Source organism: Marinobacter sp. CHS3-4, from assembly GCF_030053415.1.
Classification (GTDB): Bacteria; Pseudomonadota; Gammaproteobacteria; order Pseudomonadales; family Oleiphilaceae; genus Marinobacter.
In genome coordinates this window covers 1-22,690 of record NZ_JASGBJ010000001.1, presented here as the reverse complement: position 1 = coordinate 22,690, position 22,690 = coordinate 1, and the positions used below count along the sequence as shown (strand labels likewise).

Sequence of the window (22,690 nt, the reverse complement as noted above, 5' to 3'; positions counted from 1 at the left end):
CATGCTGAAAACTCTCTACACCCGCCTGGCCCTTGGCCTGTTTCTGCTTTTATTGCTGGTTGGCCTTTTGTACGGCTTTATCTCTTCCTATTCCCTCCAGCAGTACAACGCCTCTGTCAATCAGGAGATTCACCGTAATCTGGCGAGCAACCTGGTGGCGGATCGCAACCTGGTCAGCGGAGGCGAGCTGGACAAGAGCGCGCTGAAAGAGCTGTTCGCCCTCTACATGACCATCAATCCCAGCATCGAGATATATCTGCTGGACCTGGACGGTACGATCCAGTCCTATTCCGCCGACCCGGCAAAAATCAAACGTAATCGGGTCTCCATCGAGCCCATCCACAAGTTACTGGCGGACATGGACGAATACCCGATTCTGGGTGACGACCCCCGCAGTCACGAGCGCCAGAAGGTGTTTTCCGCCACTCCCGTGCCGTCGGCTGAAAACCCAAAGGGCTATTTATACGTTGTTTTGCGAGGTGAAGAATACGATGCGGCTGAAACCATGGCCCGGGGTGGTCAGTTGCTGGCTCTGAGCGCCTGGGCATTGCTGGTAAGCCTGGTGGTGGTGATGATTGCGGGCCTGGTGATCTTCCGCTTGTTGACCGGACGCCTGACCGCGCTGACCCGTCTGGTGGAAGACTTTGAAACCGGTGACATGAGCCAGCATCCATCGGAGACCTGGCGTAGCCAGCGGCCCGTAGTGAAGGATGAAATCGATTATCTGGGGGTCACCTTTGACGATATGGCCCGGCGGATTGCGTCGCAGATCGAGCAACTCAAAGAAAAAGATGCCCAGCGGCGGCAACTGGTCGCGCAGGTGTCTCACGATCTGCGAACGCCTCTTGCTTCCATGCAAGGCTATATCGAAACCCTGAAGCTGCGTCGTGATCGCCTGGAACCGGAAGAACAGGATCGCTTTCTGAACATTGCGCTGAAGGAAGGCCAGCGTCTTGGCCGCCTGGTAGATGAACTGTTTGAATTGGCCGCCCTGGAAGCGAGAGAAAAACAGCCGGTACTGGAGCCTTTCCCCTTGGCTGAACTGGTTCACGACGTAGTCCACAAACATAGCTCGAAGGCTGACAAACGGTCGGTGTCCTTGGCGGTTACAGGAAACCCCAGACTTCCCCCGGCGTATGGGGATCTGGCCATGACCGAACGGGTGCTGGATAACCTGATTGGCAATGCCATTGATTACACGCCGGAAGGCGGTCAGATCATTGTGATGCTCGGCGAAGCTGACGGCCAGCCGCAGGTGAGTGTTCTCGACAGTGGGCCCGGAATTCCAGAGCAGGATCTGCCGCACATTTTTGACCCCTTCTACCGGGCCAGCAGCGACGGAGAGCACGGCCACGCTGGGCTGGGGCTGGCCATCGCCCGGCGTATCATGAGCCTGCAGGGCGGTGAGATCCAGGCTGAAAACCGGACGGAAGGCGGTGCCTGTTTCTCAATTCGACTGCCCGTGTACTCCAGCGATAATAGTTAATGCAGCCGGATTGAACCCAATGGCGTTATAGAATCGTAACTATTAGAAGAAACCAATGTGACAGTTCAGGTTCAAACTGTTTATCAGTGCCGCTAAGGCTGTTCACAGGTTTACAACGAAAGAGGTTTGGTTATGAAACGCTATTTGATATTGGCATCGGTGGCCGCTGCGATCGGGCTGGCCGGGTTCAACGTCGGTGCCCAGAACGAGGCAGACACAGAATTCGCCCCAGACAACCCCGACCTGGCGGTTGCAACCTTTGCGGGTGGATGCTTCTGGTGTGTGGAAGAGGCCTACGAACAGAAAGCACCGGGCGTGGTCGAAGCCGTGTCTGGCTATGCCGGCGGCGAGGAGAAAGACCCCAGCTACAAACAGGTAGCCAGTGGCCAGACCGGCCACACCGAGGCCGTTCAGGTCTATTACGATCCGACCAAAATTACCTATGAAGGGCTTCTGCAGACCCTGTGGCGTACCGCAAACCCAACGGATTCCAACGGTCAGTATGTCGACCGTGGCAAGCAGTATCGCCCGGCCATCTTCTATCACAATCAGCAAGAGAAGCGATTGGCAGAGCAGTCCGTCGCTGAACTCGAAGCCTCTGGCCGCTACGATGACCCGGTGACCATCGAAATCGTGCCATTCGAGACGTTCTACCCTGCAGAGAAATACCACCAGGATTATTACAAGAAGAATCCGGTGCGCTATAAGGTGTACACCTTCAACTCTGGCCGCTACCAGTTTATTGAGGACGTCTGGGGCGAGGATCAGAAGGTAGATTATTCCCAGTACCGCCCCGAAGGTTTCCAGAAAACGTCATCTGCTGGCGGCAGATCGAACGGTTTTGATCCCGATACGTTCACCAAGCCGTCTGATAAGGTTCTGAAAGAGCGTTTGACGGAAGAACAGTATTACGTCACTCAGAAAGACGGCACCGAGCCGGCGTTCAATAACGAGTACTACGACAACAAGCGCGCCGGCCTTTACGTGGACGTTGTGTCTGGTGAGCCCTTGTTCTCGTCGGCTGACAAGTATAAATCGGGCACTGGCTGGCCGAGTTTTACCAAGCCAATTGATCCGGACATGGTAGTGGAAAAAGAAGATAACTCCTTCTTCATGACCCGCACAGAGATTCGCAGCCGCTACGCGGATTCACACCTCGGCCACGTGTTCAACGACGGGCCCGCGCCCACCGGGTTGCGCTACTGCATGAACTCCGCTGCCTTATCGTTTATTCCTCTGGAAGAAATGGAAGCGCGCGGTTATGGCGATTACATCGACGAAGTGAAAGGCGACAGCTAGGTCACTCACGGCTCACAGCCAGAGATCCCCGATGCGGGTCTCTGGCGAAAAGTGATGCCGCATCTGGGCCATCAGCAGCTCAGCAGTGGCCAGGGCATCCACCACCGCATTGTGGGGTGGATAATGGGGTAAACCGTAACGCGATCGGCTGTCCGCCAACCGGATCGATATCGGTTGCTTGCCCAGAAGCTTCTGCCAGAAATTCAGTGACCGATCCGGGTGCAGGTGCGCTTCAATGGCCATAGTGTCCAACAGCGGAAAGGTAATCCCTTCGCCGGTTCGCCAGTTCATGGCCACATTCAGGAAGGGCCTTTCAATCGCTCGAAAATGAACCACCGGAATTCGGCCTTTCAGATTGTCCAGAATGTCCCCCAACACCTCGTTCAGATCGGGTGCCTGATCAATGTCGCTGTGCGTAATGCCGTGGACGGTAATGGACGTTTGATGCAACGGCAATGCCGGTTTGACCAGCCAATGGCGGGCGCCGGACAGCATCACTCTGTCCACCGTGAAAGGGACCAGGCCGATGCTGACAATGGAGTGCTGATTGGGATCCAGGCCCGTGGTTTCAAAATCCAGCGCCACCATTGGTACGTCTTTGATGGCGGTATCGGCATCCACGCACCCTGCTTCGTAAAAGCGTTTCAGCCGTTCATCGTTTGACGAATTGGCAAGCTCTGCCAAACGCTCTGGCCAGGACAGTTGCTGCTCTGTTTGTTGATTGTCTTCAGGCATTGCGTACCGCCCCTGCGTTGTAGCGGAAGCGCAGGAATTTTTGAGCCTGGTTCACCACCTGGAAAGCGTCTTTGAGGTGGCTGCGCTCGAAGGGCGACAGGTCTTCGGGGCGAACGTTGTTGTCTGGTTTGCGGCCGGCTTCGATGGCCAGTGCCTGATGGCGGATTCGGACGATGGCAATGAATTCGAACGCATCCCGCAGGTTATCTACGCCATCTTCGGGAATCAGCTCGGTGGCCCCGATCGCTTTCAGGCGATTGAACGTATTTTGGGCGCGAGATCCGCAGGCCAGCGCATGAATCCGGATCAGATCCGACATGGGCGCGGTGCCCCGGCGCTTGAGGTTGAAGGTTTTGTTGTGTTTGCCGTCCTCTTCCATCACAAACTGCCGGAAGAAGCCTAACGGCGGAGTTCGCCCAAGGGCGTTTCTGGCCATCATGGCCAGGAATCTAGGGTTCCCGCTCGCCCTTTTGGCAACGAATTCCTGCAATTCGTCAGTGAACCGGGTTTCGCCGTAGATCCCCTCAAGGTCAAAGAAGATATTGCTGTTTAGCAGCGCCTCGGCCTTGGGGTTATCGATCCAGTCTGCAAAGTATTCCTTCCAGACCTTCAGCGGCTGCCGCCATTTATCGTTGGTGGCCATAATGTCGCCGGTGCAGTAGGTGTAACCGCACTCTGCAAGGCCGTCGCTGACGAACTTGGCCAATGCTTTAAAGTAAGCGTCGTGCTCTTCAGGAATGAACGAATCGTCCAGCACCATGGCATTGTCCTGGTCGGTGACGACCAGCTGTTCGTCCCTCGCCATCGAACCCAGCGCCATGAAGCAATAGGGTACCGGCGGCGGACCCAGCTTTTCTTCACCCAGCTCTAGCAGTCGCTGGCTGAAACTGCGGCCGATGCCTGCCATGGCACTGCCGATCATGTGGGAGTTCGCGTCCTCGTTAACCATACGCACGAAGGTATCCGGGACGTCCTTGCTCAGCTTCTTGAGCCCTTTCACATCGTGCTGATGATAAATATTGCTAACCAGGTACAGGCTGCTCTGGGATTCGTGTTTGATGATGTCTGACAGTGCGATAACGCCTCGAACGGTGTCGCCGTCCATGACTGGCAGATGATGCACGTTGTTGTGCAGCATGGTCAGCATCGCTTCGAAAATGAAAGCGTTGGAATGGGTCGTGGTGACATCCGTGCTCATGATGTCGCTGATGGGCGTCTCAGAGGGCAATGCGTGCGTCAGAGCGCGTGTGCGCAGATCCCGGTCTGTAACGATGCCGCAAAGTCTGGGCTTGTCGCCACTTTCATCCATCAGTGGCAGGGCGGACACGCCGTGTTCCGTCATAACTCTGGCCGCCTCTTGCAGCCGCACCGTGTTCGGGACAATGACCGGAGCGCGGTTGATCAGGCGGGTGACTTTTGCCGTCATCAACTGGTTGGATTTCTCCCGGCGGGAGTTGGCGCTGCGCAGGCGTGAGCGGTCTTCGATCTCAACGAAATCAGTGAATTCCTCGCTTTGCAGCAGGTACTGGAACAGCTCAAACGGTATCTGGTATACGAGCGTGTCTTCGATGGCCCGAGCCGGGAAACGAACCGTGCGATTCATCATCAGGCCGATCTGGCCAAAGATTTCACCTTCGGTGACCCGGTTGTACAATTCTCCACTGCGCCGGAAGATTTCTACGGCGCCACTGCGAACGTAATGGAGATAGTTGTTGTTCTGCCCCAACTCCAGAATGTCGGTGCCGGCCTGGAAATAGGTAATTTCAATACCGGCGACGACCTTGTCCATCATTTCCGTGGGCAGTTCGTCAAAGGGCGCGTGCTGCACCATGTGATTCCGGATTTCGATCAGCTCTGCCTGCATTACCTGTGTCCTTTTTGCGCCGGTTCAGCCACAAGCATAGCATTCGTCTACCCATGGCTGACTAGACCACACATCACGCCTTTATCGGAAGTGTCTATCTGAAGGCGGCTACGACAGGCATAGGGCACCTTGATGGCCGAAAATGAGCGCTCCAGGGGAATGCTCATGACCTCTGCCAGCAGCATGCCGATTACGCCACCGTGACAGACCAACAGAACCTTCTTGCCCTCGGCCCTTCGCTGCCAGTCCTGCCAGCTTTCGCGAATACGAATGCTGAAGTCACCCAGCGCTTCGCCGCCTGGCGGCGCGTGAACGACCGGATTACTCCAGAACTGCCTGAGCGCCTCTGGCGTGTGTTCGAGTATCTCTGCCGCCGTACGGCCTTCCCAGTCACCAAAATGCAGTTCCCGGAAACGCTCCTCGATCTCCAGAGGAATGCCCCGCTGACCAGCCAGCTCTCTGGCGAATTCCTGACAGCGAAGCAAAGGGGAAGACAGCACCAGGTCCCAGCTTTCCTCGTCTGCGATCGCCCCACGCATTTGTTGCCAGCCTGTGTCGCTCAGAGGATCGTCTTTGCTGCCCCTGAACATCTGGCCACCTTGCGGTTCGCCATGGCGGATGAGGTCGAAAATGGTGGTTTTTGTCTTCATGTTCGAAGGCCCTCTGCATTGGGTTCGCCTGGCGCGCAGGTAACAGCATGCGTGAAACACAGAGTGATACCAGAATTAACGCCAGCTTCACAGGTACGTCGAATTACATTGACGGTTCACGGGCCGGTTGATAGCCTCTCGCCCAGTTTTCAGGTGCTGATGCGCAAAGCTGCGCCACAGTGAAACGGGAAGCCGGTATGAGTCCGGCGCTGCCCCCGCAACGGTAAACGAGACAACAGCGATCAAACGCGCCACTGTGCTAATGCATGGGAAGGTGATCGCTCAGGGCCCGACAATCGCCCGCTCGTGAGCCCGGAGACCGGCCTGTCAACACACCAGACGCTGCGGAGGGCTGCGTGGGTGGGTGACAGGCTTGTCTGTGGTTTTCCGCGCATTTCCTTTTCTGCCCGCCTTCCGAGATCCTGATGTTCGCCGACGAAAACCGGTCGGTCTGCTCATTGCCTTTCGCGGATTTGTTCAACGGTTCACGCGGGTGCGCGTCAACCATGCGAGAGTGCTATTCATGAAAGAAACAACACAGACCCATCTGATTTGGAGCCTGGCATTCGTTCTTGCCTTCCACGCCAACCCTCTGATAGCCGACGAGCAAGACGAGGATTCCGCAGAACTCGAAACAATTGTTGTCACCGCGCCACTTGGCCCAAAAACGATTGGCGAAGACCTCTCCTCTGTGACAACGATTGAGCAAGAGGAGATTCGGCGCCAACAACCCAAGCAATTCAGCGATGTCATTCGGGCGGAACCGGGTGTTTCTGTTCAGAACAGCGGTGGCATAGGGCAGCAAACCTCGGTGTATCTACGTGGACACGAGTCCGATGGCACGGTCCTATTGGTCAACGGTATACGGATACGCTCAGCAACGACCGGCATTCCTGCGTGGGACGCGGTGCCCCAGTCGCTCGTGAATAGAGTGGAAATCATTCGAGGCGGCCGCAGCAGCCTATACGGTTCAGATGCGATGGGCGGTGTTATCCAGATTTTCACAACGCCTCAGGATGAGGGATCGACCGGTTGGGTAGAGGCCGGTGCCGGGAATCTGGACACTCAGCAATACAGCGTGGGTGCGGCATCAGTTGATAGCAACAGTTCGATCAACGCAGGTGTTACCCGGTTTGTGACCGACGGGTCGCCTGTTGTTGAGCAGGGAGATAGTAAGCGTTACCGAAACGAAGCGGGAACCTTTAATGCCAGCCAGACTTTCGACAACGGCGTGAAAGTGAATGTGACCGCGCTGGGCTCCGAGGGTGACGTTGAATACGAAGGCGGCAGCAAGGATTTCGTGTTCCAAACGGCTGGAGCTGCTGTGGAACTGCCTATTAACGACTATTGGCGTTCCTCAATTGAACTCTCCGATGCTCGCGATGAACAAACGTTTTTCAGTTCTTTCGGGGCAACGGATCTGGACAGCAAAACTCGAACGTCGCGTCTGGAAAACTGGTTTGTGGCGGATGTTCATGAGTTTGTAGTCGGCGCCGAAACCATGACAGATCAGGTGCTTGGCTCAACGACGTACGTTGAAGATACTCGTAGAAACGATGCGTATTTTGCGCAAGCGCTTTTGAACTTTGGGCCGACAAGTCTCAATCTCAGTGCAAGAACGGACGACAACGAAGCCTATGGAACCAATGAGACGTGGGGCGCTGCATTTGGCTATCGGTTCGGCGCGGGCTATCGCTTCCGGGTAAATGCAGGAACGTCATTCAAGGCACCCACGTTTAATGATTTATACTCGCCCTTCGGGGGAGCGAACCCGGACCTTGAGCCAGAAGAGGCGACGAGTTACGAGGTCGGCCTGGAAAAAACAACAGCCAACTGGTTCTGGGGTATGACTGTTTATCAAAGCGACGTGGAAAACCTGATCGTCTCGTTTTTCCCCCAGCCCAGTGAAAACGTAGATCAAGCCGATTTGAGGGGCGTGGAAGCGGTTGCTGGCTGGGCGGACCATGGTTGGTCCATTGAGCTTACTCTCAGTGCGGGTGACTTCAAGAATACCGAGACCGGCAAGGATCTGGTCAATCGATCAGAGCAATCCGCTTCTCTGGATGTCGATAAAGACTTCGGTCGTTACTATGTTGGCTCCACTGTCCGTGCTGAAAACGAAAGACTGGATAGAGACGGCGTAAGCCGGATTCCGGGATACGGGGCGTGGGACCTGCGTGGTGGTGCCATGCTCACCAAAGGATTGGAGTTGCGCTTGAGCGTCGAGAACGTTCTCGACAAAGAGCGCAAATTGGGCACCTACATTGCGCCTATCAACTACGTCAACGCAGGCCGGACCTACATGGCTTCGCTGCGGTATGACTTTCAGCTGTAAACGCTGCTGACCGTGGAGTGATGATATGACGATACCCCGGCTCGGCTATTTTCTGTTGGTCAGTCTCCTATGGAGTCTTCCAACCTTTGCCGAGTCCCTTTGTGCCTCCGATGCAAGGGATCGACAGGTGTGCCTAGATACCCCGGCCGGCCGTATCGTCTCTCTATCCCCCGGCGCCACAGAGCTGCTGTTCTCAGCTGGCGCCGGTAACGATGTCATTGCTGTCAGTGCCTGGAGCGACTACCCGCCAGCCGCTGAAAACCTGCCTCAGGTTGGCGACAGCAACCGGTTGGATCTGGAAGCCATTGTGTCTCTTGAGCCGGATCTGGTCGTGGCCTGGACAGACGGCAACTCCGCCCCGCAACTCGAGCGAATCGAGGCCCTTGGCATCCCTGTGTTCTGGCTGGAACCGCGAACCTTTGACGACATCGCGCATGCAGTGGAGCAACTGGCTTTGCTAACAGGCCACGACAGTGTTGGGTCACAGCGGGCGGATCGTTTCCGGGCCCAGATGGCTCAGCTTGAACAGCACTACGCCGACGCCGAACCCATCTCTGTGTTCTATCAGGTGTGGCATCAGCCATTGATGACCATTAACGATCAGGAACTGATCGGCCGGGTGATCAACCTGTGCGGTGGGCAGAATGTGTTTGGCGATCTGACGCGCCTTGTGCCGCGAATCAGCACCGAAGCTGTATTGCAGGCCAACCCCTCCGTGGTCATCACTGGTGGCAAAGATCAAAACGATCAGCGATGGCTGGATGAGTGGCGACAATTTCCCGAGCTGTCGGCAGTCCAGGCAGACAACCTGTTTCTGGTGTCGCCGTCACTGATTCAGCGTCCGACCCTGCGAATGTATGACGGCGCCGTTGAGTTCTGCCAGGTTCTGGAGCGTGCTCGTGGTCAGTTATAGCCGTGCATTGATTGTGCTCACACTGCTGAGCCTGCTTTGCATCTTGCTGTCATTGAGTATTGGCAGCGCTTCCCTGTCTTGCTCTGATACCTGGGCCGTGCTGACGGGGTCTGGCACTCCTTTGCAGCAAACGCTGGTGCTGGAGCTTCGTTTACCGCGCACGCTCACCGGTTTTGCGACCGGGGGGTTATTGGCCGTGGCTGGCGCCCTGATGCAGGTGCTACTGAGGAACCCGCTGGCGGATCCTTACGTGCTTGGCCTGTCAGGTGGCGCAGCAGTGGGTGCGTTGCTGGCGATGTTGGCGGGAGTTACGGGCACTTTGATATCCGGCTCGGCCTTTGCCGGGGCGCTGTTGGCCACGTTCCTGGTGTTTGGGCTGGCTCATGGCACTGGTAGCTGGACGCCATCCAGACTGCTGTTGACCGGCGTGGTGGTTGCCGCAGGGTGGGGCGCCGCCATCACCTTGATACTGGCCATGAGCCCCGCAAGACAGCTGCCGGGTATGCTGTATTGGTTGATGGGTGACATCTCGCCCGCCGCAAAACCGGCGCCTGGCCTGATTTTGCTGGTGGCTGTCTGTTTGTTGCTGGTTCCCATCGGGAGAAGCCTGAACGTTTTGGCTCGGGGGCCGATGCAGGCGGCAACGTTGGGTGTCTCTGTTCGCAAGCTGGAGTGGCTGATTTACATCCTGGCCAGTCTGCTGACCGCGACGGCTGTCACCATGGCCGGCAGTGTTGGTTTTGTTGGTCTGGTTGTGCCTCACATGCTGCGCCTTGTATTGGGCAATGATCAGCGGCTGATCCTTCCAGCCTGCGCGCTCGCCGGCGGTGCCCTTCTGGTGCTGGCAGATGCACTGGCCAGAGTGGTGATTGCGCCCGAGCAATTGCCGGTGGGCGTCATTACCGCCTTGCTGGGTGTGCCTATGTTCCTTTACCTGTTGTACCGGAGCCGCTGATGAATTCGCTGAAGACTCGACAGCTGGTGATTGACGTTCCGGGCCGCAGCGGTGGGCAGCCCATGAACTTTTCGGTTGAATCCGGGCAGGTCTGGGGCGTTCTTGGCCCCAATGGCGCAGGCAAAACCACTCTGTTGCATACTCTGGCCGGTTTGCGCCCTCCGCGCAGCGGTGCGGTCTGTCTGGGCGAACAGTCGCTGACGGACTGGAAGCGCAGGCAGGTGGCGCAGCAACTGGGGTTGGTGTTTCAGGACCAGCAGGATGGCTTCCCGGCCACCGTTCTGGAAACGGCTTTGATTGGTCGCCATCCCTGGCTGGCACCCTGGCAAATGGAAAGTGGGGATGATGAACGGCTGGCCCTGGAAGCCCTCAAGGCAATGGACGTTGCTCATTTGCAAGCTCGACTTGTCAGTACCTTATCGGGCGGTGAGCGCCAGCGAGTCGCCATCGCCACCGTGCTGACGCAAGCGCCGGATACCTGGCTGCTGGACGAACCCACCAACCATCTGGACCTGCATCATCAGGTGTCGGTTCTGGAATTGCTCGCCAAACAGGCCCGGCAGGGCCGGTCCATTTTCATGTGCCTTCACGATCTGAACCTGGCGGCCCGCTGGTGCGATCACATTCTTTTGCTATTCCCGGATGGCGACGCCTGCTGGGGGCCGGCTGGCGACATGCTGGTGCCGTCCGTGCTCGAGCGCCTTTACGGTCAGAAACTGGTGACCGTTGAAGCCGATGGTGCGCCGGTGTTTGTGCCGGTCTCCCGCTGATTGCCTGTTTCGGAACCGGGCTTATTCCACTCTGTTACAAAATAAGTAACCCATGGTTATTTACAATCCCGCGTTGTCTCCTTATATTAAGTAACCATTGGTTACTTATTTGGAGGAAAGCATGTCGTACGTTGTCATCACCGGCGCCAGTGCCGGCATTGGAGAAACCTTCGCCCGGGCTCTGGCTGCAGAGAATCAGAACCTGATTCTGGTCGCCCGTCGAGAGGAGCGGTTGAACGAGCTGGCCGCCGAATTGAAACAGCAACACGGTGTCGACGCCGTTGTGTTAAAGGCCGATCTTGCGGAACCCACGGGCGCGGAAGCGCTGGCCCGTCAAATTGTCGAGGGCGGCTGGGGTCTCTCCGGGCTGATCAACAACGCCGGATTTGGGGACCGTGGCGCGTTTGCCGAACTGAGCCTTGAGCGGCAGCTTTCGATGATCCAGGTGAATGTGACATCGCTTGTGGCGCTGACCTGGCAACTGCTGCCTCACCTTCGCCAGAACGCCGGCAGCTTTATCATCAACGTGGCGTCCACGGCGGCCTTCCAGGCGGGGCCGAACATGGCTATTTACTACGCCACCAAGGCGTTTGTGCTGTCGTTTTCCGAAGCTTTGCACGAGGAATTGCGAAATAGCGGCGTGGCCGTCAGTGCACTGTGCCCCGGTGCTACCGACTCCGAGTTCGCCCAAGAGGCTCATATGACGGACACCAAGCTGTTCAAGGCAGGCACCATGACCGCTGAGGCCGTGGTAAAAAAATCGCTCGCTCAACGACGCAGAGCCATCGTCATTCCGGGCCTTCGCAATGTTCTGATGATCTGGTCTGGTAAACTCTCGCCTCGAGCCGTCACGCGCAAGCTGGCGGGTTGGCTGCAGGCCTGATTCCGATGATTGGTTCAGCGATTTGAGGTGGTTTTGAAGCACGTACTGTGTGGTGGTAAGCAGCGGGCCCGGTCAGAGTCTGACAAGGCCCAGCGGGAACAACAAATTCTGGATGCCGCAGAAGCGCTGTTTCTGGCGCATCGCTATCACGGCCTGACGTTGGCCGACGTCGCCCGGGAAACCGGGCTGACCAAAGCGGCGTTGTACCGCTATTTCCGCAGCAAGGAATTGCTGTTTATTGCCGTATACCGCCGCGCCATGACCGCCTGGGTTGACGATGTGGAAGGGCTGGGGCCGGAAGGATTTCCGGCCCGGTTTGCGGATCGGCTATTGGCCCATCCGGTGTTCTGTGGCCTCACCGCCATTCTGCACATTGCCCTGGAAACCGGCCTGAGCGAGCAGGAAGCGCGTGAATTCAAGCTGTTCCTGTTGACCGAGTCTCAACGCATGACGGCGGTGATCGGCGCCGCCACCGGCAAAGACGAAGCGAGTTGTCTGGCCTATCTGCTGCAATGCCAGCAGGCGCTGATTGGCTGCTGGCACATGTCTCATCCGCCGGAGCCTGCGCGCAAGGCGATACAGGTGGAGCCGCTGACCGTCTTCCAGATGGATTTTTCTGCCGCGCTGGGGCAGCACCTTCGCCTGCTAACCGACGCCTTTATTCGCCGCTAGCATCTTCAGACTGATTCAGTAATGACGGCTTTTTCAGAGCCTTCAGGAACAGGTCTTTTTCTTCCGCAATGGCTAGCGCACACTGCTCGGCGTGTTCGTCAGACAGATCCTTCACCTTGGCCTTGAGGAACATCATCACTTCCTCGGACAGCTCCAGCATTTTGTCCCGGGCGTCGGCGTCTGCCTTGTTCGCGAACAGCATTTTTTCCGGGTTTTTCAATGCCATGTCCTGCCCGTCCCTCTCTGAAAAATAAAGCGCCTTTACAGCCATGAGCCTAATCTCCTGTTAGCATCCCGTCTGTAGGTATGTTGAACGGGACTCACTGATCTGGCGGAATCCTACCATTAATACTGTACATAAATACAGCCACAAGGACTCGGTGCAATGAAACTGATCATCGGTAACAAGAATTACTCCTCCTGGTCGCTCAGGCCCTGGTTATTGATGGCCCATCACCAATTGGCCTTCGACGAGGAACGCATCCCACTGGACGAGCCGGGAACCAAGGACCGCATTCTGAAGGCCTCTGCGGCGGGCAAGGTGCCGGTGTTGAAAGATGGCGATCTGACCGTGTGGGATTCCCTGGCCATTTGCGAATACGTGTCGGAAAAATACCTTGAGAATCGCGGCTGGCCGGCCGACATCAACGCCCGGGCAGAGGCGAGGGCCGTCAGCGCTGAAATGCACTCTGGCCTGTCAGCCATTCGGGGGCAGATGCCCATGAACTGCCGCGCGACGGGGCGCAGTGTTCCCATGACGCCGGAACTGGAACAGGAGATTGCGCGCGTAGACAGCCTGTGGAGTCATTACCGCCAGAAATACGGTGCCAATGGCTCATGGCTGTTCGGTGAATTCTCCATTGCGGACTGTATGTTTGCCCCGGTGACTTCGCGGTTTGTCACCTACGGGGTGGCCTTGTCCGACACGGCTCGTGCCTACCAGCAGCAGGTGCTGAACTCGGAGGCCATGCAGGCGTGGGTACAGGCCGGCCGGGAAGAGACCGAAATCGTCGAAGCCGACGAAGCGGGGGCCTGATCAGGCGAACAAGACGAGCACCCCTAAAAACTGGATAATGGCGGGCACTGAAAACGGCGTACCGCCACACTCTCCAATCCGGGTAGCTCGAACATGGAAATCAACGTCAACTTCCTCGACAACCTCAGACTTGAAGCCAAGTTTGACGATTTCACCGTGGTGACCGACCAGCCCATCCGCTACAAGGGCGACGGTTCCGCGCCCAGCCCGTTTGATTACTTTCTGGCGTCGTCCGCCCTGTGTGCCGCCTACTTTGTGCGTGTTTACTGCAAGGCCCGGGACATCCCCACGGAAAACATCCGCCTGTCCCAGAACAACATCGTGGACCCGGAGAATCGGTACAACCAGATCTTCAAGATCCAGGTGGAACTGCCCGAAGGCATCTCGGAGAAAGACCGGCAGGGCATTCTGCGTTCCATCGACCGCTGCACCGTGAAAAAAGTGGTCCAGACCGGCCCGACTTTCGAAATAGAGCAGGTCGAAAACCTGGACGAAGATGCCCAGGCCCTGTTGATGGTGAAGCCTGAGGGCGACACCCGCACCTACATCGAAGGCAAAGACCTGCCCCTGGAGCAGACCATTGCCAACATGACCGGCATCCTGGCGGACCTGGGCATGAAGATCGAGATTGCCTCCTGGCGCAACATCGTGCCCCACGTCTGGTCCCTGCACATTCGCGACGCCGCGTCGCCCATGTGCTTCACCAACGGCAAAGGCGCCACCAAGGAGAGCGCGTTGTGCTCCGCCCTGGGTGAGTTCATCGAACGCCTGAGCTGCAACTTCTTTTACAACGATCAGTTCTTCGGCGAGGAAATCGCGAACAGCGAGTTCGTCCACTACCCCAATGAAAAATGGTTTCAGCCCGGCCCCAACGACGAACTGCCCGACGGCATCCTGGATGACCACTGCCTGGCCATCTACAACCCGGACGGCGAAGTGCATGGCAGCAACCTGATCGACACCAACTCCGGCCGCACCGACCGGGGCATCGTATCGTTGCCCTTTGTGCGCCAATCCGACGGCGAAGTGGTGTACTTTCCGTCAAACCTGATCGAAAACCTGTTCTTGAGTAACGGCATGAGCGCGGGCAACACGCTGGCCGAGGCCGAGGTGCAGTGCCTGTCTGAGATCTTTGAGCGGGCGGTGAAAAAGCAGATTATCGAAGAAGAAATCGCCCTGCCGGACGTGCCACAGAGCGTGTTGGACAAGTATCCTCACATCGTTGAGGGCATCAACGCGCTGGAGGCTCAAGGGTTCCCCATTCTGGTGAAAGACGCTTCCCTGGGTGGGCAGTTCCCGGTGATGTGCGTCACCCTCATGAACCCTCGAAACGGCGGCGTGTTTGCCTCCTTCGGCGCGCACCCGAGCTTTGAAGTGGCGCTGGAGCGCAGCCTGACCGAGCTGCTGCAAGGCCGCAGCTTTGAAAACCTTAACGACGTGCCACCGCCCACCTTCAACAGCCAGGCGGTGTCTGAACCCAACAACTTTGTGGAGCACTTCATCGACTCCACCGGCGTCGTGTCCTGGCGATTCTTCAGCGCGACAAGCGACCTGGAGTTTGTGGAGTGGGATTTTTCGGGCACCAATGAGGAAGAAGCCAAAGGCCTGTTCGGCATCCTCGAAGATCTGGGCAAGGAAGTTTACGTGGCCACCCACGAAGACCTGGGCGCGCCGGTCTGCCGCATCCTGGTGCCGGGCTATTCCGAGGTTTACCCGGTGGAAGACCTTGTCTGGGACAACACCAACATGGCACTGGACTACCGCGAAGACATCCTGAACCTGCACACCCTGAGCGACGATCAACTGGCCGACCTGGCCGAGCGCCTGGAAGCCAGCCAGCTCGATAACTACATGACGATTATCAGCCTGATCGGCATCGAGTTTGATGAGAACACCGTGTGGGGCCAGCTCACCATCCTGGAGCTGAAACTGCTGATTTGCCTGGCGCTGCAGTGGCAAGAAGAAGCGCTGGAATTCGTCGACATGTTCCTGCAGTTCAACGACAACACCGTGGAGCGAAACCTGTTCTACCGCGCCGTGAACGCCGTGCTGGAAATTACCCTGGACGATGAACTGGAACTTGACGACTACCTCGCCAACCTAAAACGTATGTACGGCGACCAGACCATGGACGACGTGGTCGGGCTGGTGAACGGCACGGTGCGCTTCCATGGCCTGACGCCCACCAACATGCAGCTGGAAGGGCTGGAAAAGCACCAGCGGCTGATCGAAAGCTACAAGAAACTCCACGCAGCACGAGCGGCGAAGGCCTCCGCCTAAACATGGCGAGAACGGCCGCTCAGAATGCGTGCCTGGATGTACAGTATTATTGAAAGCGCGAAATGCAGAAGTCGCGATATTACATCGCGATGGTTTATGGTTGTGTTAGCGCTCTGTTTTTAGAGGGATTTTCTAATCACCCGTTCTGCTTTTTTGCGGATTAATGAAGAAGTCAGATTTATGCATTAACGTAGAATTCGGTCTAGTTGCTGTTAGCTGTTTGCAGCAGGCAAGAGTAATGTTCAAATTTATGAACAATAATAAGGGTATATATCTATGAATTTATTGGCGAACATTTTCACGTTTTTGGTAGCAATAAGTCATATCGGAATTTTGATATTGGAGATGTTTTTTTGGAATCACCCAATTGGACAAAAAATATTTTCAATGACACCTGAGGTAGCAGAGTCATCTTCAGTGCTTGCTATGAATCAGGGGCTTTATAACGGTTTTCTTGCTGCAGGACTGTTTTGGGGGTTGTTCAAGAATCGCTTCGACATCAAAATATTCTTTTTGTCCTGTGTAATCGTTGCAGGCATATTTGGTGGTATCACCGCAAAGACAAGTATCCTTTTTACACAGGGATTGCCAGCATTACTAGCATTTATTTTAGTTTTAGCCGCTTCACGAAATGCCACGAATTGATGTCTGATATAGTAACTACAGCTAACAATTTGCTTAAACGGAAAAATAACAGTTGGCCATCGCTTCGCGATTATAGCCAACCATTATTTTCCGCTTAGCAAAGCGTTATACGATAAAGATAAGCGATCATGAGTAATCTGCTTTTAAGTTTTCTGAGCGGCGTCGGCGTAACATTGGTTGGCGCTTTGGTAGTACATCTTTTGCAATGTTCTGAGGCGAAAAAGCGCCGTATTAATGAAGTTCAGACTGATATATATTTCAAAATGCTTGATTTGTCTCAAGAGTATTTTTGGGTCGCAAGCTCAGAAATTCATCGAAAAGAAGTAGCCGCAAAAAGAAAATCAAAGATATCTGATTTGGCTTGGCAAATTTCAGACTTGGTGCGCCAAGAAGATGAAGTTCAATTTGCAGAAGAAATACTACGAGTCCTCATGAGTAATGAGTATTCGTCTGCTACCGATAGGCACCGCGCGATGGCCTCCCTTCTAGAAAAACTAGGAAAAGTGATCAACCCAAAATTTCAAAAGATCAGCAAAGAGTTGAGCGATTCCAATCTGCTACGCCTAGGTTCGGGGGATCGCTCTGCAACTCAATCAACTACGCCCGGCTTTATGGAGTAGGTGTCGTGCCCCAGGAGCGTATAACCAGTGCATCAACGGGACCGGTTTGTTCCGCTGGTGCTCCACAAATCGGCCCGTTATGCCAGCGTTAGCTGTGATTGCCCCACCTGAAAAGTGATACTATAGTGTCACTATTAGTCTGATTCAGGGTGAGCCCATGAAAGTTGAGCTTGTTACGAACCTCAAGCGCCAAGCCACAAAGATTCTGGCAGATCTGCACTTGTCTAAGGAGCCGATACTGATCACGGAGCATGGTCAGCCATCCGCATACCTTGTCGATGTGCAGGATTACGAGTTTATGCAGCGCCGACTTGAGCTGCTTGAGGGGCTCTCACGGGGAGAGCGTGCTGTACTTGAGGGAAGAACGTACAGCCAAAGTGAGGCCAGGGAGAAAATGAGTAAATGGCTGAAGTAGTCTGGACGGAGCCGGCCCTTCAAGAACTGGATGCCATCGCCGAGTACATTGCTCTGGATAATCCTGCCGCCGCAAGTCATCTGGTCCGGGAAGTTTTCGATAAGACCGAGCGTTTGGAAAATTTTCCCCAATCCGGACGGATTCCTCCTGAGCTTCCTAATTCGGTATACAGGGAGGTAGTGGTTCCGCCGTGTCGCATTTTTTATCGCGAGGATGAGCAGCGAGTTTTCGTCCTCTATGTCATGCGAGAGGAGCGGCAGCTTCGTGCGTACATGCTTGGGAACAGCTAACCAAGCGCGTCACTCGGATGCCTTTGTCTCCGCTTCGCTACGTCAAAGTCACCGGTGCGCTTCAGCGTTAACAGATAAGGAGATCGAAGTGAATTGGTTTTGGGATGCTTTTCAGCAGACAGAAATAATCGAAAATCGAAAACGGGGCAGTGATGCGCAGATTGACGCAAAGGGTGCTCTCCGTTCGATCAATGAGCTAGAGGAAAAGGTCGATCGCCTCTCGCTTCTCTGCCATGCGTTGTTCGAAGAACTGGAGCGAACAACCGGTTTCTCCGAAGCTCAGCTCAAAGAGAAAATGACTCAAATTGACCTTCGAGATGGAAGATCAGACGGCAAGTATGATCCTGTTCTGGGGAGCGATTGCCCGGATTGTGGTCGCAAAGTAAAGAAAACGCGTTCAAATTGCTTTTGGTGCGGCGCCAGCCTTCGTACACTCGGTTAGGTCCAGCCTGTTAACAAGTCAATCAAGTAAGTTCCGGCCTGCGGCCTCCACCGGACGCCCCTGTCAGGGCGCCGCTTATTTCAGCGTTATAGGCTCAAGTTGAGTTGAGAATGAAGCACCCCGCTTTATACATAGGTATAGCAGTATTTTGTGCAGTGGCGATTTGGCTTCTGTTTTTTAGCCGTCCTGATGAGGCTTTTCTTGTTGTGTATGTTGGCGGCCCTGCATGGTCTGGGGTTCTGATGTTGGTTCTAGGAATAGGGTTTTTCGCATCGTATGTCTTCCAGCAGGCGGCGTTTGCAAAGCCATTTCTTTTCATATGCCAACGTTTTTCGGCGCCAGCTAGTGACAAAATGGCCTTGTTCTATGGCGTGCTACTGAGCATTGCTGGTATCGCTGTGGTGATTAATGCTCTATCTAATTCGGCAGTTTGAAGGGCTATTGTGCTGGGGCCCATAACCAGTCATTCAAGTACGTTCCGGCCCTGGCGGGCCTCCACCGGACCGCCTTGCCTACGCGGTGCTTCGGCAAGTCGGCCGCTTAATATTGGCGTTAGCTGCGCAAGGACTCTACTCAGGAGCAAAAGCAGAGTGTACATCCCCAATCACTTCAAAGAAGACGACCAGGACAAGCTTCAACAATATATTCGCGACTATAGCTTTGGGATGCTCATCATCGCCGACGATGAAGGGGTTGAAGCTAATCATGTCCCATTCCATCTAAGCTCTGGGGCAAACGGTTCTCTAGGGAATCTTCAATGTCATCTAGCTCGAAGTAACCCTGTTTGGCAACGCATGCAGGATGGCGCTCGAGTACTTGCTGTTTTTAAGGGACCAGACGCTTACGTTTCACCCTCCTGGTACCCAACCAAGGCTGAAACCGGTCGAGTTGTTCCAACTTGGAACTATTTAGCTGTCCATGCGGAGGGCAGTGCTCAAATTATTCAGGACTCAAGCTGGCTTAAACATCATCTTCATCAACTTACAGAGCAACATGAGTCGCAAATGGCTGCTCCTTGGTCTGTCGATGACGCGCCAGGGGATTTCACCGACCGTTTGGTACAGGCCATCGTTGGCGTAGAGATTAAGATCGAAGCTCTGACAGGTAAATTGAAAGCAAGCCAGAATCAGCCAGAAAAGAACCGGATCGGAGTCAAAGCTGGTTTGGAAACTGGAGAAGGAACCCAGAATCGTGCCATGGCCCAGTTCATCAGCTAACCAGGAGCTGTTGTCGGACGGTTTTTCCGTCGCTTCGCTCCTCCAAAACTGCCGCAAAGCCAGGCGTTAAGTGAAACCAATGATTAAAACCCCCGTTCTGCAAGTCCATAAAGATTACCTTTTGCCTGTGGGCGAAAAAGAGTTCGGGGTTTGCGGGCTGGCCAACTTTGAGAGCGGTTGCTTCAACGACGTCCGATTTATAGACGTTGATGGGCAGGAGTGGTTTGTGGAGCAGGTTGAGAATTTGGGATACACGAGTTGGCTGCAGCGCCTCTATTGGAGGAGGGAGTACAAATCGATAAAGGTCGATTTCTCTCTTCGTCCAGGTAAACGATACGGAGTTGATGAGCTAAAGCGTGAGATTCAGAGCTTTTTGGTAAAGAAGAGGTTAAAGGGGGCTCCTTTCAACAAGAAGTCCGAAGACATTCCTTTGTATCTTGAGCGATTTAATTCAATCGAAGAGCTGGTGAATGGCATTGGATTTTTTGATGCCCGAAGCAGCACTTAACAAGTCACGGCACGCGGACGGCCATAAAATGGCCGCCGGTGCGCTCAGCGTTAAATTTTTGATCGGAGTTGAGAGTGAATCGATATACACGGACGTTTTCTTCAGTGTTCTTAGCATTGGTACTTACCGCCTGTTCATCTTCAGAAAGCGACGAAAATGGGGGTGAATATATTCAGAGCTACATCGATGCCCAGCTTGGTTTTGATTACGCCGCTTTGATGGAAACAATCGAAAACCAACGGCAAGAACTTCTTCATCAAGCGTCGATAGCCTCAAGAGTGAATCGTGAAATGGATTTGCTTTTACGCGATCCCGCCGGTCACTCCAAACTGAAAGAGTACGTTGATGGTCTCTCGGAAGAGGAGAAGTCTGCTCCCACAGAAATGGTGAGAATCGCAAATCAAATGAAAGGTCCGATGGCCAAAGCTTTCGAAGCTTTTTCTGCGCAAATGGCGGTTATGACGGTAACTGAAGAAATTTGTGGAAAGCCGAGAGCTGCGGAGAAGTGGCAAGATCTTTTCATTCGTGTGACCTCAAAACTGAATGAAAAGTTATCTCAAGCATCACTGGAAAAGGCTGAAAGAAATTACCTTCGGCAACTTGATTCCACAGCGAAGGCTTACGAAAGCGGGACTTATAAACCATCATGTTCTGCACAGCTGGAGAACACGGAGTTTCTGTATTTCTCAGAGCTGGTCCTCAACGAAATTTAACCAAGTGGTCAACGGGACGCCTACTGCGCTGCGCTCCGTAGCCGCCCATTACCACCGCAGTTATGTAGATATCAATGGTTAAACGGTTTCGTGATTTCGAAGTCAACGTGGCACCCGGTGTATACGGCGGATTTGCTCTTCTGTCGAGTTTTTCCTATTTTCTGGCTGGGTCAGCGATATGGCCCTTTCTCGGGGTAGGTGTTATTTCGGTCCTAACTTTTTTGGACCGCCCAATGAGATTTAGCCTTCTAAAAAGAAAAAGTCTGGTCGTAACTTACTTTTCAATTTTATTCGCTAGCAGCGCAGTTCCCGTAGGTTTGCATAGTTTGCTCGAGTATCCGGAGGGTAATTTTGCGGCGATGATGTCTGTGCCGGTGCTTTCGATCTTGCTGGGGGCTTTCGTGGCTTGGTTCCACACGACCGAGAGGCTTATGGCCTCGGGATGGGAAAAGGTTGGCTAAAGGTGAAGCAGGCTACATAACCAGTCATTCCAGTACGTTACGGCCCTTTTGGGCCTCCACCGGACGGCCTTGTCAGGCCGCCGCTGAATATTGGCGTTATATGGAATCATGAATATTCGACCTAGAAGTTTTGCGGTTGCTTTCGGTCTAGCTCCGGTAGTAGTCGCTCCGCAGCTTATAGTGATTCAGCTCTGCGAGTATTTTCAGGTCGTTTGGCCCATTTTCATCATGCTTCCTTTGGTGGCTTTGGTTTTTGGTCTGGGTTGGGTGCACTACGTCACTGGTATGAAGTGCAAAGTATGCAATGAAAGTTACGGGGTTTCTTTCAGCTTTATCAGTGCCTTGTCGATCCCAGAAAAATGCATGAACTGTGGTGCGGATGCCGACACCGCATAACAATCCACTGTTGCCGGACAATTTTTCCACCGCTTTGCGGTTCCAAAATTGCCGCAAAGTTTTAGCGTTATATTGCTTTGAGGTTTCATGGACGAGCATAGATCTATCCTTCAGGCAGCAGAAGCTGGCCAACTTCCGAATACAGTCGATGAATCTTCTGGCTTCGACATGGAAGTTTTTGAGGAGCTAATCCATTCAGGATTGATCGATGGTGCAGACGCATGCTCTGATGATGGGCGCTGTTATTTAGAGCCAAGAATCACACTAGCCGGCCGAGAGTACCTGGCAAATTTAGGGAAAGATAACGTTTCCTGGTGGCATAGTTTCGACAGACGAATTGCGGTTATAGGCTTGGTTGTAACTGTTCTCGGGTTGGCATATGCAGTTTTCGCCAACTAAGTAATATAACCAGTGCATTAAGTTTGTTCCGGCCCTACTGGGCCTCCACCGGACGGCCTTGTCAGGCCGCCGCTTATGCAGGCGTTATCCGGACTTTAAATGCTAAGTTTTTTCGACCCTAATTTTTTCCTTTTTCGCTGTGGCGCCTTGCCAAGCAGTTTGCAGCGGTGGTTGTGTTTGCTCCTCTAGTTTTGTTTCTGTTTGACTTGGTGAAAGGACAAGAATCCGATTTTGTCGGCGAATTTTTTATAGCTCTACACATTGTCACTTCAATGTTGGCTGTATTTATCGTTCCCACTGCGATCGTAGGTACGATTTATCACCTGAGTGCCGTGTGGAATTCGTTTTTGTCGCTGAGCAAGAGTAAATTGCCATTGGAGTTGAGACCGGGCCCGCCACTTCGTTTTTTTAATCCGAGGTTTCATTCGGCGAATGGGCAGCGTTCTGCACGTCTTGTGGGTACGGGTTTTTTTGTGATTTTTGCCGTGTGTTATGGCGTCGTTGGAACAAGTGCCGCAGCTAGGTATTTCGCAGGATAACAAGTCACGGAAGGCGGACGCGTGAGACGCGCCGCTTTGTTTTTGCGTTAGGAATCCAATATGACTTTACGAACACTCCCCTTTTGGCTCGTCGACGTATTCGCTAGCGAGCCATTGTCAGGCAATGGGTTGAGTGTGTTCTTGCTTGATGACGACTTGCCCAAACA

The 22,690-nt window shown here is 54.3% G+C and carries 24 protein-coding genes and 1 riboswitch; of the genes, 19 read left to right on the top strand and 5 right to left on the bottom strand.

Annotated features, from left to right (window positions below):
* Position 1: 1 nt before the first annotated feature.
* The gene (locus QLQ17_RS00120; RefSeq protein ID WP_283207511.1) at positions 2 to 1,486 is read left to right on the top strand and encodes a sensor histidine kinase; all 1,485 of its coding nucleotides are present in this window, start codon (positions 2 to 4) and stop codon (positions 1,484 to 1,486) included.
* Positions 1,487 to 1,618: 132 nt separating this feature from the next.
* Complete coding sequence (msrB, locus tag QLQ17_RS00115; protein ID WP_283207510.1) at positions 1,619 to 2,785, top strand: peptide-methionine (R)-S-oxide reductase MsrB; 1,167 nt, start codon at positions 1,619 to 1,621, stop codon at positions 2,783 to 2,785.
* 12 nt (positions 2,786 to 2,797) lie between these two features.
* On the opposite strand, the gene QLQ17_RS00110 is transcribed toward msrB, so the two are convergent.
* Genes QLQ17_RS00110 through QLQ17_RS00100 form a run of 3 tightly spaced genes read right to left on the bottom strand, consistent with a single transcriptional unit; the run spans position 2,798 to position 6,034 of the window.
* The gene (locus QLQ17_RS00110; protein ID WP_283207509.1) at positions 2,798 to 3,520 is read right to left on the bottom strand and encodes a 3'-5' exonuclease; all 723 of its coding nucleotides are present in this window, start codon (positions 3,518 to 3,520) and stop codon (positions 2,798 to 2,800) included.
* Entirely contained in the window at positions 3,513 to 5,384 is a 1,872-nt protein-coding gene (locus QLQ17_RS00105) for a putative nucleotidyltransferase substrate binding domain-containing protein (protein ID WP_283207508.1), read from the bottom strand. Before QLQ17_RS00105 ends, QLQ17_RS00110 begins: the two co-directional genes overlap by 8 nt.
* Positions 5,385 to 5,431: 47 nt before the next feature.
* Positions 5,432 to 6,034: a histidine phosphatase family protein gene (locus QLQ17_RS00100; protein ID WP_283207507.1), complete on the bottom strand. Its 603-nt coding sequence runs from the start codon at positions 6,032 to 6,034 to the stop codon at positions 5,432 to 5,434.
* Between the two features lie 134 nt (positions 6,035 to 6,168).
* Positions 6,169 to 6,376: riboswitch (cobalamin riboswitch) on the top strand.
* 181 nt (positions 6,377 to 6,557) lie between these two features.
* On the opposite strand from QLQ17_RS00100, the gene QLQ17_RS00095 reads away from it, so the two are divergent.
* From QLQ17_RS00095 to QLQ17_RS00070, 6 genes are all read left to right on the top strand, one after another.
* Positions 6,558 to 8,369 carry a TonB-dependent receptor domain-containing protein gene (locus tag QLQ17_RS00095; protein WP_283207506.1) on the top strand — a complete coding sequence of 604 codons (1,812 nt, stop codon included), beginning with the start codon at positions 6,558 to 6,560 and terminating at the stop codon, positions 8,367 to 8,369.
* A 25-nt stretch (positions 8,370 to 8,394) separates the two neighbouring features.
* Positions 8,395 to 9,282, top strand: coding sequence for a cobalamin-binding protein (locus QLQ17_RS00090; RefSeq protein WP_283207505.1), 888 nt, complete (start codon positions 8,395 to 8,397; stop codon positions 9,280 to 9,282).
* Entirely contained in the window at positions 9,269 to 10,237 is a 969-nt protein-coding gene (locus QLQ17_RS00085; protein ID WP_283207504.1) for a FecCD family ABC transporter permease, read from the top strand. The genes QLQ17_RS00090 and QLQ17_RS00085 overlap by 14 nt, the downstream gene beginning before the upstream one ends.
* Positions 10,237 to 11,007, top strand: coding sequence for an ABC transporter ATP-binding protein (locus QLQ17_RS00080; RefSeq protein ID WP_283207503.1), 771 nt, complete (start codon positions 10,237 to 10,239; stop codon positions 11,005 to 11,007). Before QLQ17_RS00085 ends, QLQ17_RS00080 begins: the two co-directional genes overlap by 1 nt.
* Positions 11,008 to 11,128: 121 nt before the next feature.
* Complete coding sequence (locus tag QLQ17_RS00075) at positions 11,129 to 11,890, top strand: SDR family NAD(P)-dependent oxidoreductase (protein WP_283207502.1); 762 nt, start codon at positions 11,129 to 11,131, stop codon at positions 11,888 to 11,890.
* Between the two features lie 27 nt (positions 11,891 to 11,917).
* On the top strand, positions 11,918 to 12,562 hold the full coding sequence (locus QLQ17_RS00070) for a TetR/AcrR family transcriptional regulator (protein ID WP_283209015.1): 645 nt from the start codon (positions 11,918 to 11,920) through the stop codon (positions 12,560 to 12,562).
* Here QLQ17_RS00070 and QLQ17_RS00065 read toward each other — a convergent pair.
* A complete protein-coding gene (locus QLQ17_RS00065) occupies positions 12,549 to 12,833 on the bottom strand; it encodes a YebG family protein (protein ID WP_283207501.1) in 285 nt (94 codons plus the stop codon). The genes QLQ17_RS00070 and QLQ17_RS00065 overlap by 14 nt on opposite strands.
* A 114-nt stretch (positions 12,834 to 12,947) precedes the next feature.
* Between QLQ17_RS00065 and QLQ17_RS00060 the strand changes: the two genes are divergently transcribed.
* The 11 genes from QLQ17_RS00060 to QLQ17_RS00010 all read left to right on the top strand — a co-directional run bounded on the left by QLQ17_RS00060 (position 12,948) and on the right by QLQ17_RS00010 (position 20,728).
* Positions 12,948 to 13,598 (top strand): glutathione S-transferase family protein, encoded by a 651-nt coding sequence (locus tag QLQ17_RS00060; RefSeq protein ID WP_283207500.1) that lies wholly within the window; start codon positions 12,948 to 12,950, stop codon positions 13,596 to 13,598.
* 93 nt (positions 13,599 to 13,691) lie between these two features.
* Positions 13,692 to 15,878 (top strand): OsmC domain/YcaO domain-containing protein, encoded by a 2,187-nt coding sequence (locus tag QLQ17_RS00055; RefSeq protein ID WP_283207499.1) that lies wholly within the window; start codon positions 13,692 to 13,694, stop codon positions 15,876 to 15,878.
* A gap of 276 nt (positions 15,879 to 16,154) precedes the next feature.
* Positions 16,155 to 16,523 carry a DUF1304 domain-containing protein gene (locus QLQ17_RS00050; protein ID WP_283207498.1) on the top strand — a complete coding sequence of 123 codons (369 nt, stop codon included), beginning with the start codon at positions 16,155 to 16,157 and terminating at the stop codon, positions 16,521 to 16,523.
* 128 nt (positions 16,524 to 16,651) lie between these two features.
* On the top strand, positions 16,652 to 17,143 hold the full coding sequence (locus QLQ17_RS00045; RefSeq protein WP_283207497.1) for a hypothetical protein: 492 nt from the start codon (positions 16,652 to 16,654) through the stop codon (positions 17,141 to 17,143).
* A gap of 157 nt (positions 17,144 to 17,300) precedes the next feature.
* Positions 17,301 to 17,558 carry a type II toxin-antitoxin system Phd/YefM family antitoxin gene (locus QLQ17_RS00040; RefSeq protein WP_022992576.1) on the top strand — a complete coding sequence of 86 codons (258 nt, stop codon included), beginning with the start codon at positions 17,301 to 17,303 and terminating at the stop codon, positions 17,556 to 17,558.
* Complete coding sequence (locus QLQ17_RS00035) at positions 17,546 to 17,848, top strand: type II toxin-antitoxin system RelE/ParE family toxin (RefSeq protein WP_283207496.1); 303 nt, start codon at positions 17,546 to 17,548, stop codon at positions 17,846 to 17,848. The genes QLQ17_RS00040 and QLQ17_RS00035 overlap by 13 nt, the downstream gene beginning before the upstream one ends.
* A complete protein-coding gene (locus QLQ17_RS00030) occupies positions 17,823 to 18,290 on the top strand; it encodes a hypothetical protein (RefSeq protein ID WP_283207495.1) in 468 nt (155 codons plus the stop codon). The genes QLQ17_RS00035 and QLQ17_RS00030 overlap by 26 nt, the downstream gene beginning before the upstream one ends.
* 110 nt (positions 18,291 to 18,400) lie before the next feature.
* Positions 18,401 to 18,724: a hypothetical protein gene (locus QLQ17_RS00025; protein WP_283207494.1), complete on the top strand. Its 324-nt coding sequence runs from the start codon at positions 18,401 to 18,403 to the stop codon at positions 18,722 to 18,724.
* Positions 18,725 to 18,880: 156 nt separating this feature from the next.
* A complete protein-coding gene (locus tag QLQ17_RS00020; RefSeq protein ID WP_283207493.1) occupies positions 18,881 to 19,507 on the top strand; it encodes an FMN-binding negative transcriptional regulator in 627 nt (208 codons plus the stop codon).
* A 79-nt stretch (positions 19,508 to 19,586) separates the two neighbouring features.
* Positions 19,587 to 20,015 (top strand): P-loop NTPase family protein, encoded by a 429-nt coding sequence (locus tag QLQ17_RS00015; RefSeq protein WP_283207492.1) that lies wholly within the window; start codon positions 19,587 to 19,589, stop codon positions 20,013 to 20,015.
* A gap of 74 nt (positions 20,016 to 20,089) precedes the next feature.
* Positions 20,090 to 20,728 carry a hypothetical protein gene (locus QLQ17_RS00010; protein ID WP_283207491.1) on the top strand — a complete coding sequence of 213 codons (639 nt, stop codon included), beginning with the start codon at positions 20,090 to 20,092 and terminating at the stop codon, positions 20,726 to 20,728.
* Positions 20,729 to 21,336: 608 nt separating this feature from the next.
* Here QLQ17_RS00010 and QLQ17_RS00005 read toward each other — a convergent pair.
* Positions 21,337 to 21,684 (bottom strand): hypothetical protein, encoded by a 348-nt coding sequence (locus QLQ17_RS00005; protein ID WP_283207490.1) that lies wholly within the window; start codon positions 21,682 to 21,684, stop codon positions 21,337 to 21,339.
* Positions 21,685 to 22,690 lie beyond the last annotated feature (1,006 nt).